General features: G+C 44.3%; 8 protein-coding genes. All 8 read left to right on the top strand.

Features of this window, described 5'->3' with window-relative positions:
* Positions 1-127: 127 nt before the first annotated feature.
* The 8 genes from H3S83_RS10150 to H3S83_RS10115 all read left to right on the top strand — a co-directional run bounded on the left by H3S83_RS10150 (position 128) and on the right by H3S83_RS10115 (position 19,766).
* On the top strand, positions 128-3,322 hold the full coding sequence (locus tag H3S83_RS10150) for a hypothetical protein (protein ID WP_198239611.1): 3,195 nt from the start codon (positions 128-130) through the stop codon (positions 3,320-3,322).
* 1,010 nt (positions 3,323-4,332) lie between these two features.
* The gene (locus tag H3S83_RS10145) at positions 4,333-5,700 is read left to right on the top strand and encodes a MotA/TolQ/ExbB proton channel family protein (protein WP_198223802.1); all 1,368 of its coding nucleotides are present in this window, start codon (positions 4,333-4,335) and stop codon (positions 5,698-5,700) included.
* Positions 5,701-5,705: 5 nt separating this feature from the next.
* Positions 5,706-7,175 (top strand): TolC family protein, encoded by a 1,470-nt coding sequence (locus H3S83_RS10140; RefSeq protein ID WP_198223804.1) that lies wholly within the window; start codon positions 5,706-5,708, stop codon positions 7,173-7,175.
* 2 nt (positions 7,176-7,177) lie between these two features.
* A complete protein-coding gene (locus H3S83_RS10135) occupies positions 7,178-7,834 on the top strand; it encodes a hypothetical protein (RefSeq protein WP_198239610.1) in 657 nt (218 codons plus the stop codon).
* Between the two features lie 52 nt (positions 7,835-7,886).
* Positions 7,887-9,098 carry an HlyD family type I secretion periplasmic adaptor subunit gene (locus H3S83_RS10130; RefSeq protein ID WP_198239609.1) on the top strand — a complete coding sequence of 404 codons (1,212 nt, stop codon included), beginning with the start codon at positions 7,887-7,889 and terminating at the stop codon, positions 9,096-9,098.
* A gap of 113 nt (positions 9,099-9,211) precedes the next feature.
* Positions 9,212-16,273: a hypothetical protein gene (locus tag H3S83_RS10125; RefSeq protein ID WP_198239608.1), complete on the top strand. Its 7,062-nt coding sequence runs from the start codon at positions 9,212-9,214 to the stop codon at positions 16,271-16,273.
* A gap of 45 nt (positions 16,274-16,318) precedes the next feature.
* Positions 16,319-18,592: an ATP-binding cassette domain-containing protein gene (locus H3S83_RS10120; RefSeq protein WP_198239607.1), complete on the top strand. Its 2,274-nt coding sequence runs from the start codon at positions 16,319-16,321 to the stop codon at positions 18,590-18,592.
* Positions 18,593-19,091: 499 nt separating this feature from the next.
* The gene (locus H3S83_RS10115) at positions 19,092-19,766 is read left to right on the top strand and encodes a hypothetical protein (RefSeq protein ID WP_198239606.1); all 675 of its coding nucleotides are present in this window, start codon (positions 19,092-19,094) and stop codon (positions 19,764-19,766) included.
* The last annotated feature ends 342 nt before the right edge of the window (positions 19,767-20,108 follow it).

The raw sequence follows: 20,108 nt of genomic DNA, 5'->3' as shown, positions 1-20,108 counted from the left end.
AATAACAAAATAAAGTAGATTAACATAGTAACATTTATTGATAATATCCCAATTAACAATAAACTTTATTCTTAATATACGAACCGGGCAAAGACAGGATTTGCTTCAGGGGAATTAAGGCTATACTATGGTCAATTTTGCCGAACTGCTCAAGAAGTCGATAAAAAGGCAGACATTAGAGCCGACATTGCAGGTGCGGCAACGTATTTATGAACAGGTACGTTCCAAAATCAAGTCCAGACTTGTCGAGATGGGCGCTCCGGAATTGCTCCGTCGTTCCTATTTGCTTAAGCTTGAGGCCGCTATCTGTGAAGTCGAAGCTTCTTACGTTATGGTGCCAGGATTTTTCGACCACAAAAACGACAGTGCCAATAGGCGATTTTCCTACAATGCACCCCTTCCGGATTATCTTGACCAGTATAGCGATGGCGGCAGTGCCCTGAAGAACTTTCGCACTTTTTCGGCAAAGCCGGCGCGTATAATGGAGAATCAGAGCAGGGTTGAACCACGGCAGGCATTCCCGTTTGAGGAAGAAGATAAAGTTTTCGCGTTAGGAAATGGAAGAGGGAGGCATTCGCAAGTTCTCTCTGAAGAGCCCTTTGATCTCGACTTTGCAGATTTGCGTTTTAATGGCGATAGAGCGGGTTCCCCGGACCGCAACAATCAGATTAATCGAGCCAAGCCCGGTCATTCGGGTTCCGATTTTGATGAAGGCTATACCAACCTGTTGGATGAAGGTCTTGGGGAATTTTTCAACGAAATTTCAAACGATAAAGAATTTGTAGAACAAAACGACTTTGTGGATCAACCCGGTAGGCAGAAAAAAAAGGTCAATGAAATCCGTTCGGAAGTTGTGCCGCTCGACCTATTAAGGCAAGAGCGGAAAAATCGCATTAAACGGATGATGACAGAAAATGGTTTTGTGGACGATGCAAAAAATCGGACAAGATTAGAAAACAATCAATCGACAAAGCAGCGGGCAGTTTTTGCCAGTCGTGACAAAAAGGGGATAGAAGAGACATCAATTAGTGCCGGTCAATCGGAAGCTCCATTGCCAAAACAGAATAGTTTTGTTTCGGCAGGCAAAGCAGCCCAACGCATGACAGCTATTCGCGAAAGAAGCATTAGCGAAAAAGATATTGCAGGAAAAGATAGCGTCGGGAAAGATATGAACACGAGAAATTCTGAAGGCCTCAACGAAGTGGCTGGCGTCTTCGGTTTTGCGGGAGATGAACGACGGCTATCCCGCGCTTCGGGCATTGACGATTATCCCCTCTATATCGATACACCGGCCTATCCGGTTTCAGCGGGAATCCTTTCCGGCAAGAATGCTTTTGACACAATTGGTGGAATGTCGACTCGCATGGAAAGTCAGCCTTTCGACGCGTTTAATAGAGAGGCTGTCAATAATAAAACAGTTAATCGTGAGCATGCTAAAATAGCTGGCTTCAAAACAGAAACAGTTGTTATGGCGTCGACGACGCCATTTTCCAAGGGCGGCCTAAAACCAGAAAGTTTTTCCGGAGCCCCGAATGGGCAAGCGGGTACAAACAGTTTTGAATCGGGTCTAATCCCAACCGAAGCAAATCCCGTTAATATGCCTGTGCATGAAGGGAATAGGGGAAGTGCGAACCGCATTGTTTCAGCAGAAAACGCTGTTAATAAAGTGTCTACGGCGCAAGCATTCGAGCGCGATAAGCGGGGTGAAGCACAAAAAGCAGATATAATTCCTGAAACGCAAACGGATTTTTTGTCGGAGAGGACTTTTTCGGACGGAACCTCCGCTCTGGTTAATAAGATTTCCGGAGAAGAGAAAGAAACACGGGGCGGCAATCCCCCTTTTTCTGCGCGGCAGCAAAACGCAAATAGAAAAAGAGAGGTTGTTGCCGAAAATAGCATAATCACCTCCGTCGATAGCGGTACTACTCTTATTGATGAAGAGAGTGACATTTCCACGTCTTCCGTTCCGGATATTTCGGGAAAGGGGGGGGATGAACAAAAAAAAGGATTTCTCAATGGGGGATTGGGTAAAGGTTCACAAAAAGAGGGCACAGGCGATATTGCCGACACATTCGAGCAAAAGCGAACCGAATTTTTTAACCGGCTTGGTTACAAAGATAGCAATCGACCGGAACAAGATCTTTTTCCGCCAATTTCTTCTTTTGACCATAAAGACAAGGGTAAGACAATAAGTCGCTTGCTGTCGTGGCGATATTGTCAGAACGGCATTGCAAGGATGTTAGCTGGCCGGTCGGGTACTGTTGGCATATTCTTTATTCTTGCGCTGGTTTTTTGTGCTTATTTTCTCGGTCGTTCAGGACCATCGGTACCGCTTAGTGAGCAACAACCGCAAAATATCGCAACGAGAGATGATAAAGCCGGCAATAATGCTGACTGGGCACAAATGACTGCTGCCGATCGTAAAAAGCCAAATGATAACGCGAAAAATTTGTCGCGGAAAAATGACAATGCGAGGGCAAATCAGAAAAGCACTCCTAACAATCTCGCTAAAAAAATTACAGACGAAAAACTTGGTGAACCACAAAAATCATCCGGTCAAAAAGTGAAGCTGGATAATGTGCAGACAAATGTATCTGGAAAACCGCATGAAGCACCGTCCCAAATTGATAGAAAAACGGATGTGAGACTTGCTTCTCTTCCAGTATCGGTGATGCGGCCAGTTCTAGAAGAAACGCCAAGTGAAAATGTTACGGTTGAATCGGCCGTAAGTGTCAAGAATAAGCCGGAAAATCCTTCGCCTGCAACGGAAAGTGCGCGTGTGGAAAAAACCGAGCCTGGCCTTTTACTTGTCAATGATAAGAAAGGCAGTGAGCTTAAAATGCAATCAACTGTCACATGGTCGTTAAAGGCACCGCGTTCAGCGGAAAATCCATTGGATGAAACGGCCTTGGTTGCCGATTTTAAAACCGATGATGGTAAACTCGGTGCGCGCATGAGTATTCGCAAAAATTATCGCGATAATCTCGGAGCAACCCATTTGATTGACCTTTCCTTTTCCGAAGCAGATGGTTTCGATAGTGGCGTTGTTGTCGATGTCAAAGGCTTTTATTATGGCGACAAAGCCAATGTCTTGACCAAACAGGCTTCAACAATCGTTGCCGACCTTTATGAAAACAATTTTGTAGCGTCGTTGCGTGATGATAAAGAAAATTTCGAAAACAACCGGGATTTTTTGAATAGCTCTGCCGTTATCGGTTTCCAAACGGTCTTTACCGATGGGAAAACCGCTTTGTTTATGTTGAACAAAGGAACCGACGAAAACCAACTCTTTGATATATTTAACGCTCCGACAACCCATTAAAACCCGTTTAGTGATAGGTTTTAAACAAGCCTGTTAAATTGTTCAATGCTGGTTTTCAGGAATAATTTAATCCGACAAAACGTCACTATAATAAGTCGACTTATAGTTTTGAGTGATCAGGCTTTACCGTTTTATCAAACGACCAGATTTTGCGATTTTGCATTTCATTACAGGATTTTCCTTTTGACACAAAACATGATAATGAGCGAGATCGGCGTAGAGCTCTGGAATATGGATAATTGGAAATGAAGCAGCTCCGCATAAGTTTGATACGCCAATGTTTAAAAAGCTATTCAAGCGACTACGTAAAATCGTTCAGACAAAAAAGGTTTTAATGTTATCCACAAATTTTTAAATTATTTAAAATTGAAGAAAACATTTCAACAAAAGTAATTTTTATTATAATTTACAAATTAAAAATTAATTACATTAAATAAAACAAAATTTATAAATATAGTTATAATTTAAATTAAATATAATTATTTTAAAAAATAAAAATACAAAATATATATTTGTTCAATTGAATATATTATTCATTGAATAAAAATTATAACGTTTAATTTTTATAAATTACGATTATAAAATAGTCGGCCGGATATCAAAAACAGTTTTTTAAAAATGGTCTCTTGATCTGCATTAATTCAGTGGTTAATTATCAACCTCAGATTGATTAATTTTTTGTCAAACAATATTAATCACAAGGACGACCGAGGTTGTCTATGGCTATTTTCAGGTTTTCTGATATATTTTGTATGGGGTCAATATGATGCGAATACACCATGATGATTTCACGAAATTAGTTAAACAAAAATTAACCATGCCTTGAAAAGTTCTGCCAAATCGTTAAAAGGTGGAACTGATTCTTAACCGGCAACTGCATAGGAACATGCGGATGGGGTTCAAAACGGGTTGCTAGAAACAAAATTGTCGGGACGAGTTTTCGGTGATTAACCAATGTAAAGAAAAGGCTGAATACAAGTCATGCTTTGTTTCTTTTTTGAGAGGGTCATATGAGATCTACACGTTCTGTGCTTTATTTTTCACTGCTTCTGGCAATGTTGTCGCTCTTTGCATTGCTCTATACCTTAATTTTCCACGGTGATTTTGTAGCACATAATATAGTTTTCAACTCGATTATCGCTTGTTTCGATGTTATCGTATTGTCTTATGCCCTCTACACAATTTTTTATCTCAAGCGCGGAATGGCGCAGTGGCAGAAATTCAAACGAAGCTTCCCACGTGATAACGAAGAGCCGGTTTTGAAAGGCTGCATGCGGTTGTTGCGTGGTCGTTTGCGTGATCTGATCAGCTTTAATGAAGATGAGCGCAATTCGGCTATTTCCCTCGTTTCAACCGCGCTTGATTGGCGTGTCGATTTTCTGTTCTATGCAGCCGGCGCTGTTATTTCCATGGGGCTGCTCGGTACGTTTTTCGGTCTGACATTTACTATGGAAGGTATTCGCGGGTCTATCGACGTTTTGTCATCAGCCGATGAAATTCAGGCGAAGTCGCTGGTCAATTCGTTAGCAGCACCTCTCGGTGGTATGGCAACCGCGTTTTCTTCATCCATGTTCGGTTTGGGGTCATCTATTTGTACCGGTTTGATTGCCCATTTCATAGGGCGTACAACAGAAGGTATCGTATACGATATCGAAAAATGGTCGTTTGTCGCAAGTGGTGAAGAAGCTTCCAAAATGGCTGGCGAGACCGGCACAATCGACGCGACAACACGTGCAATCAACAGATTGGCGGCAGTTCTTTCCCGTCATGTCGAGTTTTCGCATGAAGATACCGGAAAATTTATTGAAATATCCAGTAGTTTCGTCGAAGGGCAGGCTGCCCAACAGCAAACCATGGACAAGATGCTTGCTGTTGTGTCCGAACAATCGGAAAACAACAAGCGTTCTGTCGATGCGATGTTATCGACTGTTGCAGCGAATGGTGAAGCGACAAGACAAATTGTCGAACTGATCCAGAATAGCTATGAGATGCTTGTCCATCTGAGCGACGTGGTCAAAACCAATAGTGCCTATATTGCACGGGGAACCGAGGCTCAGGAAAACAATAGCCAGACAATTGCCCAGGCAACTGCCGGTTTGAACCAGATGCGGATTGAAATTACGACCGGCATCGAAGCAGTTCTTGAAAAATTGAAACAGATTCAAGGGTTTGCTGGTTCGATTGACCAATCGGCCGGGCGGCTGGTTTCTCATAATGACGAACAAAAAGAAGCTTTGGAGAGCGCAACGCAGGTTATGCGCGCACAACAAAAAGCTGTAATGGAGGGGATGCGGGATTTAACTGAAGCACGTGTTTCCATTGTCTCTGCCATCAAAGCCGCACAAAAGGTCAGTGATGTTCCACCCACGAAAGGCTAATTCTAATGAATTGCTCAAACAGTTTTAAGCGTGTGGTGTCTATTCTACTGGTAAGTTGCAGCGTTGTTTCGACCGGCTGTGCACAGAATAGGGGTGCGGTTGCCCGTACAGGTGTCGATACAATGACAACTCAGGCGGTCAAGGATAGCAACCGTTCGGAAGACGGTCAAAAAGCCGGAGCTGCCAATGGTATTACTCCGGTAACAGAAAAATCCAAAGAATTTTTCAAGCGGGAAAAACAAAGATTAACTCTTGATGAAGCGTTGAAGAAAGCCCACGATTATTCGTGGACAATCAAAGTGGCAAAGAGCCAGCTTGATATTGCTGAAAGTCGGCTTGATCAGGCGAAAGCCAAATATTATCCGACGGTCGGTGCCGAATTGACCGCTCCGAATTTGCGCTACGATGGCGGTATCACCAGTCGCGACAGAGATTTTGACGATACAGCTTTCGCCGGTCTCGATGTTAGCTACAGTATTTATGATTTTGGGCGACGTGATGCCGACAAAGAGGCTGCAAGTTATAATTTGCGGGCGAGCGGCCACGCAAAACATGCCGAAGATCTAACGGTGCTGTATAATACGGCCAATGCCTATATGGCTGTCCAGTCTTATACAGAACAGCTTCGTTCGGCAATTGCCTATGTTGACAAGATTACATCTCTCAATAAAACAATCGGCGAAAGTGTTGTTGGCGGTATTTCGCCGCAATCGGATGCTGTGCGCGGGCGTCTGGCTTTAAGCAATGCAATTAATCGCCGCAAGAATATCGAGCTCAAATTGTCGCGTGCCCAGCAGAAGTTGAATGCTCTTGTGGGAATAGAGGTCGAGGCATTGCCTGCCAAGCGTATGGCACTTCCCAAGGTCAGAGATCTTGATGATGTTGCAGTCAATGCGGCAGATCAGAATCCGGCAGTGCTTGCACGAGGTGCGGCGCTGGAGGGAAGCCGGAAAAATGTTGTCGGTGCCAAAGCGAGCTTGAAACCGAGGCTGGATTTGACAATCGATTATAAGCGTACCTTGGAAAATGTGGACAATCTTTATAACGTGTCGGACACTGATGGCGGGGTTCAGCTCAAACTGACATTCGATATTTTTGACCTTTCGAAAAAGGCTAAAATTCGTGAAGCCTATGCACAATTGAATGTCAACGAGGCACAGCTTGGCAAGGAACGCTCGACAGTGAATGACGAGGTGCGGGCTTTGCTTGGTGATATTGATATTACGTCGCAGCAATGGACAATCAGTGAAGAAGCGTCCAAAGAGGCCGATAAGACACGTGGTCTTTACCTTGAAGAGTTCCGTCTCGGTGATCGGAAACTTTCCGATCTGATCACAGCAGAGACCGAATATTTTACATCAAGAACGGATGCTATCGACGCCCGTTATGGCTTTATGCGCGCTGTGTTCAGTATCTATTATCTTGCTGGTAAGCCGCGTGACGGACTTGTGGCTCTTCAGCTTGTGGAGCGTTGATAATGGCACAAAAACGTGGTGGCGAGAATATCTGGATTGCATATGCCGATATGCTCACTGTTCTTTTGATGGTTTTTCTTTTGCTGGCTATGTTGTTCCAGGTTATTGTGGCAACTTCTAAAATAGCGGGACCGGAAGAGCAAGAGGCAGGCAATCAGAAATCGCAATCCGAGCAGAATGCCAAGCAACCTGCCTCAAAATTCGGTGAGACAGTAGAAAAACAACAAAATAAACCGTCGTCGGATGGAAACATTAATGACGGCACGGAACAGGTTGCAACCAAATTGCCGCTGGTGATGGTTGATACAGCAGTCTTGCAACCGCGCGACGGTGATTTGCGTATCAATGTCGAATTGAACAGGACCTATTTGACAGGTGTTCAACAAAACGAAGTGCGCGCATGGGCATTAAGAAATAAAAGCATTCTGGCAACTGAGAAATTACGCATTTATTCGGTCGGACGGAGTATAAATGTTTCAACAGGTGATACATTATTGATGCAGGTCAATCGTGCTGTGGCGACGATGGCCGTATTGCAGAAAGAAGGTGCCATCATCAAAAACATTAGATTTGATAATCTGATTGTGCCTAATAATACAGACGACTTTATTATATTACGTGTTGAAGATACCGATGCAAATAACCGCAAAACACAGTAGATCGAGAAAAACAAACGAAGGGCTTTGGCTTATTCTCAAAGGGAAGTGGCCTTTGGCTTTGTGTATTCTGGCTGCTATTTTGTGGGCTGCATTCTGGCCATTCGATGTTCTGGTGCGCGGGCACGGAATTATTCGTGTTGAAGGCCATAATATCGAGATACAACATCCGGAAGGCGGGGTGTTGAAACAATTGCTCGTGACCAATGGTGAAACAGTCAAAGCAGGACAGGTTCTGGCAAACGTCGAAAATTTGACAGTGGCTGAAGATAACGAAAGCAATTTTATTGCCCTTCGTGCTTATGAATTACGTGAACAGCGCCTGCGTGCGGAGCTTGCCGGCAAGGACTTCAAGCCACCTAAACCGGAAAATCCGAAATTGGCCGAAATCTACCAGAATGAAACCGACTTATATAATGCCCGCCGCCGCGCACTCGACGAGTCAGTTGCTATAGCCAAAACCCAATATGAACAAAAAGAAGCCCAGCTTGCGTCGAATGCGATTGCAATCGACAATCTTGGCGCCGAAATGCAATTGTCAAATGAACATATCAAGCTTCTCGAGCCGCTGGTCGCGAGAGGCGCGGCACCGGAAGCAACGCTTGTCCAGCGGCGTCTCGAATATCAGAAAGTTTTGAGCACACTTGCCGACGCGCGCTCCAAAGTGCCGGGAATGACCTCCGCGCGTGACGAGGCAAAACTCAAAATGTCGATGTATAGAACCGAATTCAACGAGGATGCCAACAAGCAACTTGCCGAAGTTCAGGTTAAACTCGAAACAGCGAAAGCACAGTGGGAAGCAAGTAGGCAGAGAGCAAAAAATTCGGAAGTTGTTTCGCCTGTCGACGGTATTATCCAACAGGTTGTTATGCCCCATGTGGGAGCGGTTTTGCGACCGGGTGAAAAATTGTTCGAGATTGCACCAAGCGAAGTACCTCTGGTTGCGGATGTCAAAGTTAACCCGCAAGATCGCGACCGCTTGTGGGTAGGGCAGGATGTGCGTGTAAGGGTGCTTGCTATTTCCAATTACAGCAGCCCCACTTTGAAAGGGAAGGTTTCGGTCATCAGTGCGGATGCTGTCGGCGAGGAAGACAAAGGGGGACGTTATTACGAAGTTACCGTGACAATGGATCCCAAGCAAAATGAAAGTTTGAAGATATTTCCGGGTATGACGGTCGAGACATTTGCGCTCGCCGGACAAAGAACATTCCTGCAATATCTTTTCAAACCGTTTATTGATGGAATGTCGGTTGTCTTCAGCGAGTGACAGAGGCACTGTGTCGCAATTGAGCTTGTTAAAAAGATCGGCTATAACTATATTCTAGTCGAGGGATTTTTTTCAATGTCGGGGTACTGGATTATCTTAAGGGTTATATCGAAATGAAACTACCTTTTCCGCAGAAGGACGGTGTGTCCGTTCTTGTTGACACTTATTCGGATAACGATGTACCGCTAGCTATTTCCCAAGTCGAGATTATTATTCGCGGGAGTGACGTTGTCATTCGTACGCAGGATGGTTCCGAACTGACATTGGTTCAGGCGGCGCAAATGTCGTCTATGCATGAAAATTTGTTCAACCTGAATTTTGCTGATGGGACAGTTGTTTCGTCGAATGAATTGTTCCAACGTGCCGATCTGATCGAACCCGGCCCCGAACTTAGTGAAATTCGTGAAAACAATATCAAGAGCGATGCCAATGTCGATCCTCTGGTTGCTGTTGTCCAGTCGGCGCCGGTAAGCGAATCGACAGATCTTGATTCCGACGACGTAACAGGCGGCCAGAGTGGCGGGAAAGGCAACAGCGATGACCGTCTGTCTGTGGCCGATTTTTTGGGCAATCCGCCATCTATGCTTGATGATACGATAAGTTTTATGCCGTCAACGACATCGGGAGGCGGTGCACCGCTGCCAACCAACACTCCTTCCGAGCCAATGCCTGCTCCGGTATTTCCATCTGCGCCTTCGGAACCGTCAACGCCAACAACGCCAACAACGCCAACAACGCCAACAACGCCTACCAACCCTGATCATGGCAGTGATCATAACGGTGGTGGCAATAACGATAACAACAATGATCAAAATGGCGGTAATAACGATAACAATAACGACAATGATCACGGGAACGGAGATAATGACAACCCGGCCGGATTACCATTTGTCGACAAGGCTAACCTTTATCAGGTAACAAACACCAAAACGGTTGTTGAAAATGCAGACGGAACCGAAACGTCCGTTTGGCATATGGGCGGCGGTTCGCCTGCTGCACGTACAAATCCTGATCTTGGCGTTCAATATGGCGAACCTGCTATTCTTGATTTGCGCAATGAAGCTGATCAGGAAAAAGGTTTTACAGTCCATGCCGATAACGAGGCCTTCAAATATGGTCAGGTCAATACAGAAAACAACCCGAACAATCTGGATCGTCGTTTAGGGCGTATTGTCAGCTTCGACCAATTGGTAGGTGGAGAATCTGTTGCCGGTAAAAGTATCAAGAACGTAACCGGCATTCCGGACGGCATGACCATCATCTGGAAGGGAGGCCCCGGATATGATGATTTTGTTGCCAAATACGGTATCGAACTTAAAGATAACGAGATATTCGTTAACTATAAGGGTAATGTCGATTATAACGGCAACAACGTCAATATTACCTGGGTTGATGCTCAAGGCAGGATAACCAAAGCCAAATCCGAATTTACCAACCAGTATAACGGAGATCATCCGGATACGATTATCAATGGTAATCATGCGATTGTTTTGCCGAAGACGCCGAATGCACGTGAAATTTATGGCGGCAGCGGAAACGATACGATTTATGCTTCCCAATTCAATAACCATATCAAATACGATGGCGAGGGTGGTACAAACCGCCTGATCTTCGGTGATGATTATCCGATTACCACCGACGAGGGGTCAAACGCACTGCCAGGACTGGTATACGATGTTGCCAATAACAAGATAACCGATACCGGTAATGGCGATATTGCCGAAATGCATAATTTTACCGAAATTGTCGGTACCAGGGGCGATGATCATTTTTTGATTGGCGACACTGCGACTTCCTATTATTTCGACGGACGTGATGGCAATAACGTTTTCGACATGCAGATGACCGATCCACAAGACAGCGCCATTATTAAGGGCTCGAGCGGTAATAACCAATTATTTGCCGGCTCTGGGGACGACATCTATAATCTTGTCAATTCTTCGGGCAACAATACCGTTGTCGATAGTGGCAAGGCGGACTCGAATGATACCTATAATTTTACTTCCTCAACCGGTGAAAACAAGCTTACCGATAAGGGTGGAAGTGATATCTATCAGTTCGAAGAGGCGACCAATCGTGTAGAAATTAATGACTCGGCAGCCGGTAACGATCAGTACCAGTTCCACAATATTAAAGACAATCATGTTACGATCAATGATCTCAATGATGGTGACAGTTTAAGCGGCAGCGATGTCTATGATTTTGCTACTTTGGCTTCAGCCGGTAGCACCGCAATAGATCATGTCGAGAATTCCATTGTTACTATTCTTGATGAAAATGGCAGCGATAAATATCAATTTGACCGCACAAAAGGTGGTTCTGTCACGATTGACGACGAAGGTGTGATCAGCGCAAAAGATGCAGCCGAGGATGAGTACCATTTTTCAGGCGCTGACACAAAAATCGATATTACCGATAAGGATGGTGCTGATAAATATTCCTTTGATCATGCAAAGACGAGTGCGGATAACACAATCAAGATCAAGGATTATGGTACCGCCAACGACAGTTATAATTTCAATGATGTAACATCGGCTAGCATGGCAGAAGGCGATGCCGCGAATATTTCGATCACGGATAATGGCGGCAAGGACGAATATCATTTTGACAGGGTTCAAAGCAAAGTCCGTATTGATGATATTGGCTCGGGCGATAACAACTTTACGTTCCACAACGCCGATAAATCCGATATTACGATTAACAATAAAAACGATGGCATCTATCTTGGTGGCAACGACATTTATGACTTTGCAACGCTAAAGGATAATGACGAAACCGCCACTGACCATATTAAAGATACGACCGTTGCTATCGCCGATGAGCATGGCAATGATCTTTATAACTTCGATCGCACGACCGGTGGATCTGTAACCATCAAGGACACCGGTGTTGGAAGTCCAAGCGACAGAACACTGGCAGCTGACGAATATCATTTTTCGGCTGCCGACACGAAAGTCGATATTACCGATAAGGATGGCGCTGATAAATACGATTTCAGCGATTCTACAACATCGGCTGATAATACAATTAAAATTACCGATAACAGCGATAGCAATTATACGGACGATTATAATTTCAACGGAACCAAAGCAACAGAGCTTGCCACGGGAGCGGATGCAAATATCGTTATTTATGACGCAGGTGGCGCCGACCACTATCATTTCAATAACATCACCAGTAAGGTGAAGATTGACGATCATGGAGCGGGTAACGACGATTATACGTTTCATGAGGCAATTGACTCGGATATTACCATTCACGATTACTTCGATAATCGTTACACATCGCAATATCTTGACAATGTTTACGATTTTGCTACCCATGGTACGGGTAGTCAGAACCCGACCGATCATATCACCAATACGACTGTCAATATCACCGACGAAAGCGGTCAAGACCAGTATTATTTCGAACGCACGCAAGGTGGCTCGGTCACCATTGTGGATTCTGCATTCAACAATAATTATTCCAATGATAGGGATAGTTACTTCTTCAATGACTCCCATACAAAGGTTTCAATAACCGATGGTGGTGGCTCCGATTACTATTACTTCAACCGTATAACGGTTGATCAGACTAACACTGTTACTATCAACGATCAGGGTGGCAGTAATTCGGGAAATGACAACTATTACTTCAATGATGTGAAAGCGACAGCTGCAGCTGCATCCGGTGCGGCTCATATTACTATTTCTGATCAGTGGGGTTCGGACAACTATAATTTCAACAATTTTGGCGATGCCAACAGTTCGGTTGTCTCGACAGTAAAAATCGAAGACAGAGGCAACTATCAAGATACGTACCTGTTCCACAATGCGGTGAACGCGAAAGTCGATATTCATGAATATCAAGGGAATTCCGTAGACGATACTTACGATTTTGCTACCAATAATGATACGGCTACTGACCATATTTCGAATGTCACTGTCAATATTCAGGATGAGGATGGACAGGACAAGTATTTGTTCAACCGGACAGACAGTTCAACAATCACGATTATCGACAATTCTACTTGGAATGATATTTATTATTTCAATGACATCGTTAATTCTACAGTTTCAATTAATGATGGTGGTAGCACCTCAAATAGGAATATTCCGACTGACAATTTTTACTTCAATCGTGCCAAGGGCGGTAGTGTGACGATAACGGAAGGTAGCGGAGCCACTAGATATTACTTCCAAAAGGTAGAAACAAAAGTCGATATTACCGATCAGACGGGTGATGACAACTATTCTTTTCAGAATTCGCTAACGAGCGATTCAAATACAATTACAATTAAAGACAATTACGGTGCAGATAATTATTTTTTTAGTGGAACGGATTCGACCAGTTTTGCTAGCGGGGACAACTACAATGTTAGTATAACGGATACTGGAGTAGGGCGGAACTCTTATGATTTTACTTCTGCTCACTCGAAAGTCTATATTTATGATGCAGGTGCTTATAACGATACATATGGCTTTACCAAAGTTCATGATTCTATTGTGACAATTGTTGATACCAGTTTTAATAATTATGCCGGCGATAAATATAACTTTGGCGATGGAACGTTTGATAGCCGTATAAGAAACACCGTGGTCAATATCACCGATAACGGCGAGGCCGACACCTATTCGTTCCAATATTCGGATGCCGGTCAGGCAGATGGTCAACGGGGTACAGTGACCATTGTCGATAAGGGAACCGATTATACTTATTCTGTTGATGACACCTACCTATTTTCCAATAGTCATTTGAAAACTGTTGATATTACCGAGGCTAGAGGCTCCGATTCTTATAACTTTACGAATTCGACAATCGACAAAGTAACCATTAACGATAATGGCGACAATACAACGGGTAATGGAGTAGCAGGAACTGATACTTATAATTTCACCAGTTCGGCAAACAAAGAAACGATCATCAAGGATATAACAGGCAAAAGCCAATACACGTTCGAGAATTCCGGATTTGTTAATAAGGACGGTGAAAATGTAACGTCATCGTCGTCTGTCAAGATTAGCGATGGTGACAACACCGATAAATACAACTTCGAGCACGCTAAAGGCGATGTTACGATTTTTGACGGTGGTGGTAATGCAAGCACCTCCAATAACGCCGACAGAATTGTTTATGATGAAGAAGGGCACATGTCGGTTTATAAGGACAAAGATGGCAATAATACCGACCAATCCGGCAATTTTCTTCCCAGTACTGTTACTCCGGTTGCAAAACATGAACATTATACCGCACAAGATGCCGACGTGTTCGATTTCAAATATTCGTCTGCTTCGACAACCATAACGGATGGCATTACCAATGCCGCTGATAGCAGCGCGAGCGGCCTTGGCACCGATGATGGAAAATCGGACGGCATTTATAACCTGCAATATTCAACAGGTCGCACGGTTATCAACAACCGCGGTGGCTATGACAAATATTACCTTGGCGGTTCAACCGGAGAAACCATTATTAACGGCGGAACAGGTACCGATATTGTTTATGTTGGTAAAGGCAAACTCGCCTATGATGGTGGCACACGAACCGATGGTGGCAAGGAAAACGACTGGATTTCGTTTCAGGATGTTCTGGAAAGCACAGATGCCAACGGTAATCCGGTCGCTGATAAAGTAGATCCGAATGCGCGCACTGAAGGCGTTTATATCAATCTTGGTGCAACTGAAAAAGGTTACGCGGACTATAGCTCTGTTATCAGCCATGACAGTAATGGCGCGGTACTTGCTGATGGTGCCGATAAAGGCCATATAACCAATGTCGAAAACGTTATTGGCAGTAAATTCGATGATCTGATTTACGGCAACGAGAAAGACAATTATTTCTTGGCAACACAAGGTAATGATGAATATTACGGCGGTGAAGGTTCTGACACCTTTTTTGTCGGCGCACCGGATTTAGGCGGGCGTGTTGACGGTTTGTTGGATGATAACGAGCGCGATCTTTATCAGCTTGGTCCATGGGCAGATAAACCGAATCTCGGTCCTAGAGAAAATGTGATAATTAATCTTGATACCGGAGAAGCGCAAACGCTTTGGAAGGACAGCAATAGCCAGCGGTATACAACCAAGCTTCATGATTTTGAAAACGCTTATGGTGCATATTTTGTCAACAACAGAATAACCGGCCGCTGGGGTACCGACGGAACATTGGTCGGTGGTTATAAGTCCGACCAGATCTATTCTGTAGAAAATTCAAGTAAGGATGGCATCAGCTATATTGATGGTAATGATGCCGGTGCTTCCAAGGATATATTGGATTATAGTTATGAGAGCCAGGGTCGTTTTCTTAATGGCGTCTATGTCAAAATGGATGATGGCCAAAGCTATTCAGGAAAAACGGTAAAAGGCTTTACCGGTTTTGATGAACACAATGTTGCCGTAGGTACCCAAGGCCACGATGAATTCAAACGCATCGGGACCATAAATGGTACAAAAGGTGACGATTTGTTTGAAGGTAGCAGCGCCGGCGGACATAAATTTAACGGTGGCACGGGCGGTAATGACCGTTTCATCAGCCATGGCGGTGCGAGTTCCAGTTATACACACGGCGTTGTCGATTACAGTCAGACGGATGAATATTTGGACTTCGGCCTTACAAGTGAATATGGTGGCTACATTACGCGTGGCGGTAATCCGAACCATAACGATGAGTTGGTCAATATATCGGGCATTATAGGTTCGAAGAGCGATGATATGGTCTATTTCACCACTCACCCGGATAACGACAATACAAACCTGATTAGTTATGATGGTCGTGAAGGCAACGACTATATGGTAAAAAGCGCTACAATCCCGAATAGCCACCATGGTTCAATCTATAATGTTTCCGGTGGCATCAGGAATGTCGAAGGTATCGGCTTTATTGATAAATATAAAGATACCGTCAACCTTGATATGGACAAATTTTTCGATTATTTCAAAACCGGCACGGCAGATCAAGACGGTAAATACCACGCCCACTTCTTCGTCGACGATCATGACGAGTTCAACGCCTTTTCCTCCGGTACAGGTGATTGGCAATGGAAGCTGACGCAAGATAACGGTGGCTTTAAGCAATGGTCTGCTTTCGAGAAAGATTCGGATGGCAATTACACGCAGAATACGGGCAATACCATCGACGTTACGAGAGGCACTGTCGGCGACTCGCATCCGCAAGACAATCGGAACCAAAATTGACAATTCTCTTGTAGCGCCTGACCGATAACAGCTGGAAAAAACCGAATGACTCCTTTGATCGACGCTCTGGAAACCGCGTGTAACAAAATACGCGGTTCTCTTCCTTTTCACTGGCAGCGTCTGCGTACTTTGCCAATGTCGGGCGACGAAACCTTGATCAAGCTCGTCGAGCGTCAACTCGGCGTTCACATCGTTCGCGTCAACAAACAATCGGCTTTGCAAATTGGCGGCGTCTATATTGTGCTAACCCCTGCGGGTAATTACCGCGCGGTGGAAATAGCAAATGACGGGACATTCGTTTTTCTTGATGAAGATAAAGAGCAAAGCCGCCACACAGCCGAAGCTGATGATATCCGTTCTGCTGCTGATGTGGTGACCGTTGAAAGCAAAATCGAACCTTCCCTTGAACTGGAAAAACGGCCTCCCGAGGTAAGCGAAAAGCCGCAGGCTCTCAAAAAAGCTGTGCATCCGGCCGAGGTTGTGAAACTTGATGCAATTGCCAAAACGGATGACAAGCGCGATATAGCGCAATTGGGCAATGCGGAAAATCGCGGCTCAAAAACTGCTCAAGAAAAAGCTCAAAAATTTACTGATCAATGCATTCCGCAATATCAGGTTTTCAAAGCAAGCCTTCTTGATAATTTCGATTTGCGCCGCCTTATTTCTTCCGATCCGGTGGCGGTTTCTATTCTATGGAAATTGCTTTTCGGCTCGATCTTCATCAATCTGATGATTGTGGTCACACCGCTTTATCTGAATGCAATTTATAGCCGCATTTTACCGGCCTATGCATCTGCATCGTTATGGACTTTTTCGATTGGAGTCGCATTGGCATTGCTCGGTGAATTCCTGCTTCGTCGTGACCGCCAGAAGCTCAATATTTCGCTCATCCAGCGCATTCACACAACAATCGAACCCAACATTGTGAGGCGGCTTTTGCGTGTCAATGCCAGCCAGTCGAATGAATGGGGCGCTGCCCAGTTCCGGGCACTTGATGACTGGAAAATGGTGCGCAATTTTGCGCTTTTGACTTTGAATCTCAATGTCGTGGATGTTCCCTTCATTCTGCTCTTTCTTTTGGTTATTGCCATACTCGGGCAATGGGTTGTCATTGTTCCGTTATTTATCATCGCCATTATTTTTTGCGTCATGTATTACTATTGGCGACAGGCAGAGTTGCAGTTTAAAGAACGGCCACTTCATCGCGACCCTCCGACACCCGTTGATATGATGGTGGCTTCGATTATTGGTCGGCCGGATGTTGTCAGTGATCGCTATATGTCCGATTCCGAGACCGATATTGAAGCCTGGCAAAAGCGTTATCAACGAACTGCTGCTTTCCAGCGTTTGAATTATGCAATCAATGGCATTCAGCTCGTGCTCATTGTCATTATGGCTTATTATCTGGTGCTTGCCGGTTCTCTAAATCAGGGTGCGATTTTTGCGGTTATTCTGCTTGCCGGCCGTATGTTGATGCCATTGTTCGGTGTTTCAAGTATTGTCTATGAGGCTTATGGAGCCCATCTTAGTTACAAGCGGTTGAAAAAACTTATCGGCGAAAGCTCCGACAATCAGGAACAGCCGATCCATCTTGAAAAATACGAAAATCTCAAATCGCCATTATGGCTAATTGAACATGGAACTTTTGCCTATAACAGTGAAAAGGTTATTCTCGATGATCTTGATCTTGTTATACCGAAGGGACAGAAAGTTGCACTTTTCGGGCGCAACGGGAGCGGCAAAAGCACGTTGTTAAAATTGCTGGCCGGCTATCTGTCACTTGAAAAAGGTACAATTACGTTTTCAAAACGTCCGCTCCATGCCGGCGATGAATCGATCAAACATCTCATTCATTATGCCTGGCAGGAACATGTGATGTTGACAAGCTCGGTTTATGAATTTTTGTGTCTGGAAAGGCGGTTGTCGCGCGAAGAATGTGAAAACATTCTCCATCAGCTTGATCTTGTAAGTGGCGAAATGCAAATTGCCGATAAACTGGAAGTAACATGGCGCGATGCCGGATTTTATCCCAATCCTGCACATCGCCAAATGCTGGCCTCGGCACGCCTTGCACTGACAAAACGCAAGATTCTCATTCTGGACGAGCCGACCTCGCAATTGTCGCAAAAACAGGAGGCACGCGTTGCCAATGTGCTTAAAAACATACTACAGCCCGATACAACAATGGTCGTGTCGACAGACCGTTTTGATATTCTGAATTTGACAGAACGTGTTATTGTTCTCGATCAGGGACATATCCAGTTTGACGGGCCAACACGCGAATTTCTGCGCCGTTCCAACCACCCGCAAAATAGCTGAAAGTAAACCTGAAGAACATAACAACTCTTGAAATGTCCCAAGGAAAGAGGTCCTGAATTCAATCTCAAGGTTTTATGCTTGGGGGCAAAAATCGTTGTTTCCACTTTTTAGCTCGTCAATAATTTTTAACATATCAGGTGGAAATTCACCGACCTACAATCGGGATTTTTATTCATAATAATACATTACAAATAGTGCATTATAAAAATCATAATAGAAAACGGTCTGAAATCTGTTTCATTCAATTTTTTTGCCTGCTTATTGGCGAAATTTGAATGCAAAATGTTGCACATGGTTTGGTACGACACTTCTCTCTCTTTTTGCTATCGCTTCGCGCTGCCGGCACAAGCAAAATAGAGCAGGACGATAACAAACAACAAAGTCTTTTCGATTAGTGTTTTGTGTGATACAATCTAAGCGTATTCATGAAAAATACATTATCGGATAGCGTGAAATCATGAGGATTGGCACTCGTCCATGATCGTTGTGGAGAGAGACAATGGTTACATCTGTACATTCTTTATCCGGTGTGCGCGGAGAGATCGCGCTCAAGCTTATCACTGATATAGCGCACCCCGAAGCCGCAAAATCCAAGAAAAACGAAGAACCGACTGTAAAAGTAGGTGCTGATACGACTGTTTCCGACCGAACACAATCCGCAATTTCATCAATTACGTGGGACCCTAATAAAAAACCATCAGCTGAACAAGTTGCAAAGCTCGTTGAATATTACTCAACACATGATGAACCTATGAGTTATGATGCTATGATGATGATCCATTGCTCTGATTGGGCTAAAGTCAATCTACAAGGTGGTAAAATAAATCAACGTGTGCCGTCGGATATGTCGATGGATGAATTTAAGCAGCTTGCAAAAAATGTTGTCCGCGCTCAATTAACCGAAGCTCAAAAAATGCTTGGCGATGAAGATGGTAGTATCTCAAAACAACTAGCCGCTTTGAAAAACGGTAATTTTGAGATTTATACAAATGGAGAACAATCAGACCTATTCGGTTCTGCCAGTGTTGAAAGCACCTGGCATAACGGTGCTTTTGGATTCAGCTGGAACGAGGACAATGTAGATCAAGATGTTGTTCAGCAAAAAATAAAAGACGGTTTAGGAATTGCAAGATTTCAAATAGGCGGTTTTGTTTTCACATTTACCTACTGGTAAATGTGCTTTTTGTTAAGTGAGAGGAGAATAATAGGCGTATTTTACCTGCTGTTTTATCATCTATTGCTATTTTGACTGTTTCTATTGGATCGTCTTATGCCGCAAACAGTATGAGTGTGGGCATCCGGAATGCTGTTAAGGATGATAACGGCCGTACATATTCGGTAAGCCGGACAAGCGAACGGTGGTGCGGTTCTGGACAAACATGTGACGCACCTTCATCAATCAGTTTTGGCGGTTATGGTACAGCAACAAATCGATAAATCGGCTTTGGAATTGGAAACATTTCCGGATTCGACGGGAACATTATTATCTATCAAAAGTAAGGCCATCCAATCTGCG

The organism is Bartonella sp. W8122 (assembly GCF_016102485.1).
Taxonomy (GTDB): Bacteria; Pseudomonadota; Alphaproteobacteria; order Rhizobiales; family Rhizobiaceae; genus Bartonella; species Bartonella apihabitans.
The sequence above is the reverse complement of the archived record's forward strand: the minus strand, read 5'-3'. Positions and strand labels throughout refer to the sequence as shown.